This is a genomic window from Paraburkholderia sp. D1E (assembly GCF_052682275.1).
Window position 1 is genome coordinate 6286156 of the sequence record NZ_JBQYMB010000001.1, and the last position, 12503, is coordinate 6298658.

Below are 12503 nucleotides of genomic sequence, written 5' to 3' on the forward strand. Positions count from 1 at the left end.
CGCTGCGTTGTGGCGCCTCGTAAGACGTCATCACATTATTTCGGATGACGAATGAATCGGGGTGCGACTTCGTTTGCAAAGCGCGTCAACATCCGGTGTCTCGTTTCCTTTGGAACGCCAGGCGTGTTATTGGTCACAATGATGTGATTAAAGCCCAGTTCCGCAAATTCGCTCACGCGTGCGGCGACGGTTTCAGGGGTGCCCACCATGTTGATATCCAGAAAGCCGCCGATATTTTCAGGCTGGGACATCTTCTTGAGATTGGCGAAGGTGCGGCCGAATTGCTCATATCCGGCAATGTCCTCCCACGGGGTCATGTCGCCGCGATAATGCTCGACCTGTTTCTGGAAGTAGCTGGGCAGGAATGAGCGAGCCTCTTCGCGGGCCTCTTCGTCGGTGTCGCCGATGTAGCATTGGACGACAATGGGGCGTTCAACATTGGTCGACAGACCTAGTTCGTTGGCGCGCTGCGTCCAGCTGTCCACGATGCTCTTGAGCACATGGCTGGGAAACTGCGCGATCGCAATGAGTGGCAAGCCGAGGTCCGCCATGGTGGTGGCGCTGCCTGCACTGCCGATAGCGCCGTAGAAGTTGGGCAGACGGTCCGTGAGAACCGGGCGTGCCGTTACCTTGCCGTCAATTCGCCAGAAATCGCCCTTATACGAGAACGCCTCGCCTTTGAGCGCGAGACGGATGATCTGGACAGCTTCATGGAACCGCTCCCGCGCTTCCGACATGTCGACGTTGAAAGCGTCGTATTCGAGCTTGGCGACGCCGCGTCCCATGCCGATATGCAACCGGCCGCTGGTCAGTGTCTGGAGCATGGCCACATCTTCCGCAAAACGCAGCGGCTGATACCAAGGTAAGACCATCACGGAGGTGCCGAGGTCGAGTCCGGGGCAGGCGGCGGCTACGTGCGAAAGGAACAGCAGTGGGTTGGGCGTCGGAAAATAGTCCGTGAAATGATGCTCGACCATCCAGGCGGCCGAGTAGCCGAGGGACCGGCCCAGCTTTGCGTCTTCGATCGCTTCGTGATACATGCCCCGATCGGGCATTCCGGATTGGCCCACCGCACCAATCTGGAAGCTGAACGTCAAATCGGTTTTAGAGTTCATTGTGATTCCGCGAGGAACATTCTGATGCTGGATAGGTGATCGAGGTGAGGCGCCCACACGCGAATTCCTGGCGACTGGACCGCGGCGGCAAGTCGACCTGCTCGTTGCAGGGTAGTTGCGCCGTCTCAATCGGCTTCCCGGATTGGCGCGGGGTGGGTTGCTCAACCGGCGGCGGCGATTTCGATATGGGCTCGTATCGCACCGGTTCCGTCTGTCCATCCGGAGGCAGCGGCATAGTCGAGCATTTTGCGCAGACCGGTACGCCAGGTCTCGTCGGAGGGGCCGTTGCTTTCGACCCAGGCGCGCGAGACCCACAGATGATCGCCGTCCAGGCGACCCACCCTGCCAAGAGCGCTCTCGCACTCGCGAACAGTCGCGGTGCAAAGCACCTTGAACGCGCGGAAGTTGTCTTGATCTTCAAGACGGGCATGGCCCGAAGGCTCGACCTTGATGAGCATCTGTGTATCTCCTCCTGAATGACTGGGTTCGGCGTAAGGGCAGGCTTGCGGTAATGGACCCGGCCACCTGCGCCACTTGATCTCAAGGTTTACAATAATACCCGACGGTATATATGTCAAACACACGGTATATATTTTTTAAGTTTGGGTGGTGCCTGCGTTCAGTGGCTTTTCAGCAGGCCATCGAGGTTGGAAGCCGGCATCCAATTGGCGCCGAAGCATTGGCCTAATTCATCTGCCATCGCCTTCACACGTTCGAGGCCCACGCGACGTCCCCAATACATCGGTCCGCCCTCGTGCCTCGGAAAGCCGTAGCCGCTGGACCAGACGACGTCGATGTCGCCCTCCCTTATTGCTGTCCCGTCAGCCAGTTCCTTGGCGCCTTCATTGACGAGGGGTAGGAGCAAGCGGTCGAGAATTTGCTGGTCGGTCAGCGCGAGGCGAGCGAACCCGTTCCGCCGAACATGTTCTTCGAGGATCGTGGTGACGTCGGGATCGGGCAGGCGACGACGACCTTCGTAGCGGTAGAAACCTTTGCCGCTCTTCATTCCCAGTCGGCCCGCCGCATGCAAGGCTTCGACCACTAGCGGCGTGCGCGTGCCCAGAGGCTGCCGCGCCATGCGTTGCTTGCGCACGAGTACGGTCACGTCGAGCCCAACCAGGTCGCGCAACGCAAGCGGCCCCATCGGCATGCCAAATGCTTCGGCTACGGCGTCGATGCGCGTCGGCGCAATGCCGTGCTCGACCATGAATTCCGCCGAACAGCTGTAGTAATGCAGCATGCGATTGCCGATAAAACCGTCGCAGTTTCCAGCCAGAACACTGACTTTGCCGAGGCGTTTGCCAAGCGCCATCACCGTCGCAATGGTCGTATCGTCGGTCAGGCTGCCGCGGACGTTTTCCAGCAACTTCATGACGTTGGCGGGCGCGAAGAAATGCACACCGACCACCTTGCCGGGTCGCGATGTTGTCTTGGCAATCTCGTCGATATCGAGCGAGGAGGTGTTGGTGCCGAGAATCGTGTGCTGCGGCGTCACGCGATCAAGGGTCGCGAAGAGTTGTTGTTTAAGCGCCATCTCCTCAGGGATTGCTTCCACGACCAGGTCGACTGGGCCAAGCGCCTCCAGTCCCACGGCCGGTTCGATGCGCGCGCGCGCGGCATCGGCCGCGTCGCGGTCGATTGCTTTGCGCGATACGGCGTTCTCGTAGTTCTGTCCGATGGTGGAGAGACCGCGTTGCACAGCAGCGGTGTCGACTTCGGAGAGCACGACGTCGACACCGGCGTTGGCGAAGGCCATCGCAATGCCGACGCCCATCGTGCCGGCGCCAATTACCGCGACGCGACTCACCGGCGCAGGCGTGGCCACCAGATGAGGAACCTTAGCGGCGGCGCGCTCGGCCTGGAAAAGGGTGGTCAGGGCCATGTGCTGGGGATTGGCGCGCAATGCATCAAGTAGGCTGCGTTCAAATCGTAAACCTTCCCTGGGAGGGAGCGTGCATGCGGCCTCCACACAATCGACGATCGCGGCCGGCGCAGCAAGTCCGCGCGCTTTGGCGACGGCCTTGCTGCGCTGCTCGGCAAAGTAGGCGCGATCGAAGCCCGAGACCTTGTCCGTCCTACGCAACGCGGCCGTGGGGCGGTTTCCCGTAGCGGCGATCGCTTTTGCTCGCGCAATGGCTTCGCTGAGCAGGTCCTCGGCAATCGCGTCGATCATGCCCAACGCCAGCGCCTGCTGGGCGTCGATGGTGTGGCCTCGTGTCATCAGATCAATGGCGGCCTGTGGGCCGATCAGGCGCGGCAGCCGTTGGGTCCCGCCCGCACCGGGGAGGATGCCGAGCTTGACCTCCGGCAGGCCGAATCTGGCGGACGGCGTCGCGATGCGATAGTCCGTCGCCAGAATGCATTCCGTTCCGCCGCCCAACGCGAGACCGTCGACGGCCGCGACCACCGGCTTCGGACTGGCTTCGAGCAGCGTGAACAGGTCCCACAACATCGGTTTCAACCGCACTTTGTCGCCACTGAACTCGGTGATGTCAGCGCCGGCGGAGAACAGGGTTGTTCCGCACAAGACGATTGCGTTGATATCCGGCGCTGCACACGCGGCCGCTAACCCGCGCGCGAGCGCGGCGCGTACGGCGCCGCCAAACGCGTTCACGGGCGGAGAGTCGATCTGCAGAATCGCGATACCAGATACAGTCCTTTCAATAATGGACACTCGGATCTCCCTGAGAGACAGAATTGGCGCTGAAAAAATGAAGACACGGGTGCGATACATGCCCGATGTTTGAGTGGCGCACGGACCTCATTGATAGAAGTCCATGCTGGTCGAGACACACGATTACGCGGACTCGAGAATCATTTCCGCCGCGCGCCAGCCGATCATGATGGATGGCGCGTTGGTGTTGCCCGACGTGATGGTGGGCATGATCGACGCATCCACCACACGCAGCCCTTGAACACCGCGCACACGCAACGTGGGGTCGACTACCGCGGCGTCGTCGGTTCCCATCTTGCAGGTGCCGGCAGGATGGAAGAAGGTTGAGCACGACTGACGCAGAAACTGCAGCATGGCCTCGCGCGACTTCACCTGCGGTCCCGGCAGAAGTTCTGTTTTGCGGATATCGTCAAATGCTTTGCCTGCGCCGATGGCACGCGCCAACTCCGTGCCGTGCATGAACGCATCGATATCCGCGCTCGTTGCGAGATAGTTGGGGTCGATAACCGGCCGGTCGCGAAAATCGTTTGACTTCAGCTTGATCGAACCGCGTGAGGTGGGTTGCGTCACCCCGCAAAGCACCGAATACCCGTTCGTTGCTTTCAGATTGAGCTCGGGTGTGGCGAACGGCAGGCTGACGTAAAGCGTGTTGACATTCGGGGACGGCCGGCTTGAATCGGTGCGCGTCCACATGTAGGCTTCACAGTGGTTGTAGTGGGACACCGGAATGGGGCACTTGGCCTCATAGTTGACGCCCGCGCCGAGAATGTGATCCTGCAGGTTTTTACCGACACCGGACAACGCCACTTTCGTGGCAACGCCGATGCGTTTCAGTTCCGGCTCCGGCCCGATACCGGAGAGCATCAGGAGTTTCGGTGAACCAATGCTTCCGGTCGAGACGATAATCTCCTTATTGGCGCGGACTACGGCCGGCTTGCCGTCGTGCAGATAGCTGACGCCGACGCAGCGGTTTCCTTCCATGACGAGATGCGTTGCAGGCGCGTCGATCAGCACCGTCAGATTCTTGCGTGTCATCGCGGGCTTCAGGAATGCCAGCCCGGTCGATTGACGGGTGCCGCCGCTGATGGTCAGGTTTGCCCAGGCAGGTCCCTCCATGCGCTGCGCGTTGTAATCGGGATTGGCGGCGTAACCCATCTCCACCGCGGACTGGATGAAAGACGCCGCGCCGGGATGCCTTAACGCCGGATCGGGTTGCGTGACACGCAGCGGGCCACCTGCGCCGCGAAATTCGCTCGCGCCGCCTTCCCAGTCCTCAAGTGCCTTATAGGCCGGCAACACGGAATCGAAATCCCAGCCCGTGCATCCCGCCGCCGCCCACGAATCGAAGTCGTTGCGATGCCCACGGCAATAGATCATGCAATTGATGTCGCTATTGCCGCCAATGGCACGCGCCTGTAGCCAGTTGATCACCCGCTGGTTGGCGTGCGTCTGGCGCGTGGTCGGGAAATGTTCGACGAAGGGCTTGTCGAGGGCGTCTGGCCAAAGCTGCGGATTACGTATCTCGGGCAGTTGATCCGTCCCCCCGCCTTCGAGCACGAGCACGTGCGCGCCCGAGAGCTGAGCGAGACGCGCCGCGAGCGTGGCGCCCGCCGACCCCGCGCCCACCACGATGTAGTCGAAGCCCGTCTTGGGAACGGGCACGTCTCTCGTCGAACTGGCGAACGCGTCATTCGATAGGGCAAGCGACAGCGTATTCGTCAAACCCAGCGAAAACCCGGCTGCTGCCATTCGTGCCAGAAATTCGCGGCGGCCGAACTTGCTCGACTGGTAGTCGTGCATTGCGTCAGCGCCCTTGCGCCGATTTCCTGAACTCATCTTCGTCTCCAAGGATGCCATGCGGCACCGGCGCGTAACACCTGTGCGATCTGTTCGGCCGGATTATTGCCGCTCAATACTTTGAAGTCAATATATATACCGATAGGTATTGATAATCCGAATCGAGCCGTTTGGGAAGCCGCCATGCATGCCGGCCATGCGCGTGCGGTTAGCTCCTTACAGGAAGCCATGCCAACGGGCTAGGCGAAACAAATTCCATCGTGCATACGTAAATTCCCTATGGAATTAACAAATACTCACGAGTATCCTTGGTTGCATTCGATGCAATGGGCGTTGCCTGGCTGAGCGGCCGGATCAGGCCCGCTCTGAAACATCGTGTGTAACGCTTCAAACTATTGAGAGGTCGTCCCGTGTTAGCTCGCCTTGTCCACCAGCTGGAGAGATTGTTTTTCCGAAACCGGCTGATCGTCCTGGCCGTCATCGGTATCGTTACTGCAGTGATGGCGGTGTTCGCCCTGCAGCTGAAAATGGACGCTGGTTTCGAAAAGCAGATGCCCATTGGGCATGAGTACATCAAAACGTTTCAACAATATAAGAACGATCTGTTCGGAGCGAATCGCCTGACGGTGGTGGTGAGAGCCAGGCACGGGGCGATCTGGACGAGAGAAGGCCTGACGCGTCTCTATAACGTCACCGAGGCCGTGACCTATTTGCCGAATGTCGATCGCATGGGGGTTCAGTCGTTATGGACACCCAACAGCTTCGTGAATGAGATCACTGAGGAAGGCTTCCGTGCGGAGCCGCTGATTCCTGGTACGGTGACGATCGCTTCGTTGAGTCAGGCGACCATCGCGAGCATTCGACGCTCGGCGACGGAAGGCAACTACATCGGCTCGCTGGTGTCCCGGGACGAACGCTCCGCGATGATTACCGCGGAAATCAACGAAGTGGGCGCGGACGGCAAGAAGATCGACTATGTCAAATACAACCAGATCCTCGAAAACACTCTCCGCAAGCCCTACGAGGATGGTGATTTCGAGGTGCAGATCATTGGTTTCGCCAAGCAGATCGGCGACATTGCTGACGGCGCGAGAAGCGTGCTCGAGTTTTGCGGGGTTGCGCTCCTGTTGACGGCACTGGCCGTCTATTGGTACTGCCACTCGTTACGCTTCACGATTTTGCCGCTCGTCTGTTCGCTGACTTCGCTCGTGTGGCAATTCGGCGCGTTGCATATGCTGGGCTACGGTCTTGACCCGCTCGGCGTTCTGGTGCCGTTCCTCGTGTTTGCGATCGGCGTGTCGCACGGGGTCCAACAGATCAACTTCATCACGCGCGAGATCGCCCAGGGTCGATCGTCTTTCGACGCCGCGCGGCACAGTTTCTCCGGATTGCTGATCCCCGGTGTGCTGGCCTTGGTTACCGCCTTCGTTTCTTTCGTTACGCTGCTTCTGATCCCCATTCCGATGATCCGGGAACTGGCCATTACTGCGTCGCTGGGTGTGGCGTTCAAGATAGTCACGAACCTGATCATGTTGCCGGTCGCGGCGTCCTGCTTCAATTTCTCGCGAGCTTACGCGAACAAGGTGATGACCAAGCGGGCACAGCGTGCGCGCTGGTTGAGTACCCTCACGCGAGTCGCGGAGCCACGCAATGCGGCCGTTGTCGTGAGCGTCGTCATGCTCGTGTTCGCGGCGGCGACCTGGCAAAGTCGCGACCGTGTCGTCGGCACGTTGCAGCCAGGCGCGCCGGAACTGAGGCCCGATGCGCGCTTTAATCGCGACGCGGTGTCGATCGCCAACAATTTTGATCTCGGACTCGACTGGCTTTCCGTGGTGGTCGAGGCACCGCCGGATTCATGTGGCAACCCAGCGGTCGGCGCCTATGACGACAGCCTTGAATATGCCTTGCAAGGGGTTCCCGGTGTGGTGTCGGTCAGCTCGTATCCGCGTATGTTGCGCACGTATAACGAGGGCTATAACGAGGGCAACCCGAAGATGAATGTGGTGCCGATCGATCCCGACAACTATGCGGCTCTCTCAACAGAAGTGGGGCGGGTGCGTGGTTATTTGAACAAGGACTGCTCGATGACCGCCGTCCACCTCTATTTGAGCGACCACAAGGCGACGACGCTCAACCGGGTGATCGACGCTGTCAAACGATTCCGCGATTCGCATGTCGTGCCTGGTATGCAGGTCCGTCTAGCGGGAGGTAACGCGGGCGTCCTCGCGGCCATTAACGACGAGGTCGCAAGAAGTGAATTACCCATGATGCTGTACGTGTACGCGGCAATCATTTTGCTGGTCCTGCTCGTGTATCGGGACGTTCGTGCGGTCATCGCGTGCTGTTTTCCGCTCACCGTCGGCACCTTCATCGGCTACTGGTTCATGAAGGAGTTTGAGATTGGAATGACCGTCGCGACGCTGCCGGTCATGGTGCTCGCCACGGGGATCGGCGTCGATTACGCGTTCTACATCTATAACCGGCTGCAACTGCACCTTGCCGAGGGCGACTCCATCTCGCTGGCACTGGAGCAGTCGATCATGGAAGTCGGCATGGCAACGATCTTCACGGCCATCACACTCGCTATCGGCGTGGCAACGTGGAGCTTTTCGGCACTCAAGTTTCAGGCCGATATGGGCAAGCTACTGGCGTTCATGTTCATTGTGAATCTCATCATGGCGATGACAGCGTTGCCGGCGCTCGCAGTATTGCTGGAGAAGTGGTTTCCGCGCCGCAAGCCGGTTCGCGCGTCGAGCGCCTTCAGCCATTGATGGGGGCAAAGACATGAACGCAATCTTCAGGTGCGTGTTGAGCACCGCGCTCAGTGGGTCCGCGGCGCTCACGTTGGGGCTGACCAACATGAACGCATCGGCTAACGAGGGCGTACCAGTGTTGCAAATCCGCGCTGCGGAGTCTGCAAGCGCTGCAACCCATGTTCAGGTACTCGGCGCCACGCGCGCGGGCTCGCGGATCGTCGCGGTGGGTGACCATGGCGTCGTTCTGCTGTCTGATGACCGAGGCAGGACGTTCCGCCAGGCGCAGAGCGTGCCGGTCAACGCCACGCTTACTGCGGTCTCTTTTTCGGACCGCAATACGGGTTGGGCGGTAGGGCATTGGGGGGCAATTCTCAAGACGACCGATGGTGGTGAACATTGGATATTGCAGCGTAGCGATCTGAAATCCGATCAGCCGCTGTTTTCCGTGTATTTCAAGAATGCGGAGGAGGGCTGGGCGGTCGGACTCTGGTCCATGGTGCTGCATACCGCGGACGGCGGACGGTCGTGGGCGATGATCAAGCTGCCCCACGCCGACAATAGCAAGATCGACCGCAATTTCTATTCGATCTTCGCGGACCGCAATGGCAATCTCTTCATCGCCTGCGAGCAGGGCCGCGTGGAGCGTTCGAGCGACGGCGGCGCGACGTGGACGTCGATCGACACCGGTTATGCCGGGTCTTTCTGGATAGGTGCGGCATTGCTCGACGGCACGCTCCTGGTGGGCGGGTTGCGCGGAACGATATATCGGAGTGCAGACGGTGGAAACACATGGCAGGCCGCGAAGACTTCGTATCGGAGTTCGGTAACCGGTATTGTCGAGAACCCGGATCGCAGTATCACCGCGATCGCCCTTGATGGTGTGACCTTCACTAGCCGTGATTACGGCGTGACTTTCGTTGGCAGTCAGCGACCGGACCGCGCTGGATTGACGGCGGTGGTTGGCGATCCGGATGGCCAGCATAGCCTTTTTTCGGAGAACGGCCCACTAGCTCCGACGCAATAGCGGTGCGCCACGGGATTGAAATGGGGTGTGCGGCGGATCACGCCGCATGCCCCGCTCGCGCGCCAGTGCAAAGCTTGCGGAGACAGCGCTGAAATGAAATTGCCCATCCCTATGCCCATGCTTGCGCAAACCTCATGGCCCGGCAGCGGCGGCACGCAGCAGCGCGTGAAGCTCGTCGCCAAGGCGGCCCTGCCGACTCGTTACGGGACCTTCGTGTCGCACGCATTCAGCGTCGCGGCCGACGCGAGCGAGCACCTCGCGCTGGTAATGGGGGACGTGAGAGGGGGGGAACCCGCACTCACGCGATTGCATTCGGAATGCCTCACCGGCGACGTCTTCGGTTCGTATCGATGCGACTGCGGGGAGCAGCTCGATCTCGCTTTGCGCCTGATAGCGGCGCAAAGGCGCGGCGTATTGCTCTATCTGCGCGGACATGAGGGACGCGGTATCGGTCTATCGAACAAGATTCGCACCTACGCGCTTCAGGAGCGCGGATTCGATACGGTCGAGGCGAACCGCGAGCTGGGTTTGCCGGACGACGCGCGTGAATACGAATCGGCCGCCGCGATCCTCAGGCTGCTGAACGTACAGTCCGTGCGGCTCATCAGCAACAACCCGAAAAAGTTCGAGGCGCTGGCAAAGCACGGCATTGCCATTCATGAACGTGTCGCGCTCCCAATCCCGATACGCGGTGAGAACGAGCGCTATATCCGCACCAAACAGGTCAAGTTCGGGCACTACCGGGATGAACAGGATTAGTCGCTGAGGCGTTGTCGCGTTGCCCCCCTCACTGCATGAAACTTCTCGGGTCGCTCTCGTATTGACAGCTACGATTTGCCATGCAACGATAGATTCGGTATGAAATAGTACTAACGGGTATATTGGAATGCCGGGTAGCTATCCGTAGTCTGCCCCGGTGTGTGGTTTCAACATTTCTCAAATGGAGAATATCAGTCATGGAATTTGGAATTTTTCTGCCGAGCGCTCGGAACGGCTTCATCATTTCGGAGGCTTCGCCGCAGTACTCTCCGAGCTACCCGCTGATGCGCGACATCGTTCAGGCCGGTGAAGAATCGGGCTTCTCGTTCGCACTCGCATTGTCGTGTCTGCGAGGACTGGGCGGCACGACCGGGTTCTGGGACGATGCGCTCGAGGCCATGACGGAGATGGCTGCGTTGTCGCGCGACACCAGGTTCATGCGTCTCATCGGTTCGGTCAACGTTCTCGCCGTGCATCCCGCAATGGCGGCGCGCATGGCCATGACGATCGATTCCGCGAGCGACGGGCGCTTCATTCTGAACATCGTGCCGGGCGGCTGGCACCCGAAAGAGCTTGAAGTGCTCAAGGTATGGCCGGGCTATGACTACAACGAGTATCGCTGGGAATATTGCGGCGAGTATTGCCAGGTCATTCGCGAGCTTTGGCAAACGGGTACGAGCAGTTTCAAAGGCAAGTATTTCCAGTTCGACGACTTGCGCCTCGGGCCGCGACCGGAGCGTCACATCAATATTGTGTGCGCGGGTACGTCACAAAAGGCAGTCGAGTTCACCACACGGTACGCCGATTACCAGTTCCGCCTCGCGTTCGGTGGCAAGGAAGCGCTGGCTGAGGCGATGAAGAAATACTCGGCGCAACTCGAGACCGCGGGACGCACGATCAAGGCCTACGCCGCGCTCGGGATCGTGTTGGCTGATACCGACGAAGAAGCACAGGCGAAGCTTCGCGAGTACGAGACCCATCCGGATTTCGGCGCGATCAACTACATGGTGGCTCAGGCGTCGACCGATACAGCGGTGGGCGGGACCTCGCACAACATCGTGAACGTGGAGGCGGGAGACATGGTGCGTATGTCGACGGATTTCCTCGCCGGATCGCCGCAGACCATCGCGCGACTGCTCGACGAGTGGTCTGAAATTGAGGGCGTGGCTGGCTATATGCTGATCTTCGCGGATTACGTCAAGGACATCAAGCGGATGAAGCGGGATGTATTCCCGCTGATGAAGAACTACACGCCGCCTGTCGAAATGCTCGAACCCGCCTAAGTCTTCGTGTCGCGCCCGCTCGCTGCGGGCGCGACCTAGCCGCTAGAAATTTGGCACTGTTGCAAGCTCATAGGCTTTTGTTTTCAGGTGGCGCAATATCTGGCGGCCCGCTCCTTGGCGAGCCCCTTCCTTATTACGAATCGCGCGCAATCTTTTGCCCGAAGCGAATGCGATCACGTACGACGGCCAGCCGGGCGCCGGGAGTCGGCATCTTGGTGAGCTTCCCGCGATTCGCTCGTCCAGCCGACCATGTGAAGAGCAGTGCGGGTGAGTTCGTCGCACAGATCGTCTGCGGAAAGGCGGCCATTCGGCACATACCAGCGGTGCGTCCAGCGGACCATACCGCTAATCGCAAGCGAGGCGATGGCCGCATCGTCGACGACAAAGGCGCCCGCACGCATGCCATCGCGCACGAGGTCGGCTAGCAGTTTGTCGAAGGTATGTTGTTTGCTGCGGATGTCGGCAATTTTCTGCGCGCTGAGGTTCTTTTCTTCCTCCAGCAGAATGCCCGTAAAGGTACGCAGTTCGAGATTCCAGCGGATGAACCGGGAGACAAAGTGTTCGAAGCGGCGCACCGGATCCCGCTCCTCCAGTTTCTGGAACCCCCTGACGGTCACATCCAGGTCTTCATAAACCTTGTCGACCAAGCGTTCAAGAACATTGTGCTTCGATTTGAAGTACGTGTAGATGAAGGGCTTTGTGACCCCGAGCACTGCCGCGACGTCGTCCAGCGTCGTGCGCTGGAAGCCACGCTCGTAAAAGAGATCTGCTGCGGCATTGATGATCAGGGATTCCTTGTACTCCCGGATCTGCAGTTTCGCGCTGCCGTCGGCGGCTATTGGCTGTTGTTCCCGCACGCCTCGCCCTCATTGCTGTGGAATCACGTTAGTCAATGCGCGGGAATGCGACATGTTCCCGATGGATTGTGAAAGCGAATTGCCCTCGCAATCCGAGATCACGCGGCGATCTTAGCATACCTTACAGTTCATTTGTAACGCATTGTGTATTGTGGAAATCCCTAATGGTACTACAATATACCGATAAGTATATTTCCATGAAATTGATTCCGAGACTCCAGTATGCAGTGCATTAACC

Annotated in this window: 9 protein-coding genes; 4 read left to right on the forward strand and 5 right to left on the reverse strand. The window is 59.5% G+C overall.

Annotation, left to right across the window (positions count from 1 at the left end; all coding sequences use genetic code 11):
* Positions 1-35: 35 nt before the first annotated feature.
* From ACUN0E_RS28385 to ACUN0E_RS28400, 4 genes are all read right to left on the reverse strand, one after another.
* Positions 36-1115, reverse strand: a complete 1080-nt coding sequence (locus tag ACUN0E_RS28385; protein ID WP_445568662.1) for an LLM class flavin-dependent oxidoreductase — start codon at positions 1113-1115, stop codon at positions 36-38.
* Between the two features lie 161 nt (positions 1116-1276).
* Positions 1277-1573, reverse strand: a complete 297-nt coding sequence (locus tag ACUN0E_RS28390) for a hypothetical protein (RefSeq protein WP_445568663.1) — start codon at positions 1571-1573, stop codon at positions 1277-1279.
* Positions 1574-1734: 161 nt separating this feature from the next.
* Complete coding sequence (locus ACUN0E_RS28395; protein WP_445568664.1) at positions 1735-3849, reverse strand: 3-hydroxyacyl-CoA dehydrogenase NAD-binding domain-containing protein; 2115 nt, start codon at positions 3847-3849, stop codon at positions 1735-1737.
* A gap of 63 nt (positions 3850-3912) precedes the next feature.
* Complete coding sequence (locus ACUN0E_RS28400) at positions 3913-5625, reverse strand: GMC family oxidoreductase (RefSeq protein WP_445568665.1); 1713 nt, start codon at positions 5623-5625, stop codon at positions 3913-3915.
* A 371-nt stretch (positions 5626-5996) separates the two neighbouring features.
* Between ACUN0E_RS28400 and ACUN0E_RS28405 the strand changes: the two genes are divergently transcribed.
* The 4 genes from ACUN0E_RS28405 (at position 5997) to ACUN0E_RS28420 (ending at position 11408) form a co-directional block, all read left to right on the forward strand.
* Entirely contained in the window at positions 5997-8357 is a 2361-nt protein-coding gene (locus tag ACUN0E_RS28405) for an efflux RND transporter permease subunit (protein ID WP_445568666.1), read from the forward strand.
* Positions 8358-8370: 13 nt separating this feature from the next.
* Positions 8371-9366: a WD40/YVTN/BNR-like repeat-containing protein gene (locus tag ACUN0E_RS28410; protein ID WP_445568667.1), complete on the forward strand. Its 996-nt coding sequence runs from the start codon at positions 8371-8373 to the stop codon at positions 9364-9366.
* 117 nt (positions 9367-9483) lie between these two features.
* Complete coding sequence (ribA, locus tag ACUN0E_RS28415) at positions 9484-10125, forward strand: GTP cyclohydrolase II (RefSeq protein WP_445570529.1); 642 nt, start codon at positions 9484-9486, stop codon at positions 10123-10125.
* A 197-nt stretch (positions 10126-10322) separates the two neighbouring features.
* Positions 10323-11408: an LLM class flavin-dependent oxidoreductase gene (locus ACUN0E_RS28420; protein WP_445568668.1), complete on the forward strand. Its 1086-nt coding sequence runs from the start codon at positions 10323-10325 to the stop codon at positions 11406-11408.
* Between the two features lie 173 nt (positions 11409-11581).
* Here ACUN0E_RS28420 and ACUN0E_RS28425 read toward each other — a convergent pair whose 3' ends face one another.
* The gene (locus ACUN0E_RS28425; RefSeq protein ID WP_445568669.1) at positions 11582-12265 is read right to left on the reverse strand and encodes a TetR/AcrR family transcriptional regulator; all 684 of its coding nucleotides are present in this window, start codon (positions 12263-12265) and stop codon (positions 11582-11584) included.
* Positions 12266-12503 lie beyond the last annotated feature (238 nt).

Excerpts from the sequence above, each read along its gene's own strand:
- ACUN0E_RS28400 (WP_445568665.1), bottom strand. The coding sequence starts at position 5,625 with ATGAGTTCAGGAAATCGGCGCAAGGGCGCTGACGCAATGCACGACTAC.
- ACUN0E_RS28390 (WP_445568663.1), bottom strand. The coding sequence starts at position 1,573 with ATGCTCATCAAGGTCGAGCCTTCGGGCCATGCCCGTCTTGAAGATCAA.
- ribA (WP_445570529.1), top strand. The coding sequence starts at position 9,484 with ATGCTTGCGCAAACCTCATGGCCCGGCAGCGGCGGCACGCAGCAGCGC.
- ACUN0E_RS28395 (WP_445568664.1), bottom strand. The coding sequence starts at position 3,849 with ATGTATCGCACCCGTGTCTTCATTTTTTCAGCGCCAATTCTGTCTCTC.
- ACUN0E_RS28385 (WP_445568662.1), bottom strand. The coding sequence starts at position 1,115 with ATGAACTCTAAAACCGATTTGACGTTCAGCTTCCAGATTGGTGCGGTG.
- ACUN0E_RS28420 (WP_445568668.1), top strand. The coding sequence starts at position 10,323 with ATGGAATTTGGAATTTTTCTGCCGAGCGCTCGGAACGGCTTCATCATT.
- ACUN0E_RS28410 (WP_445568667.1), top strand. The coding sequence starts at position 8,371 with ATGAACGCAATCTTCAGGTGCGTGTTGAGCACCGCGCTCAGTGGGTCC.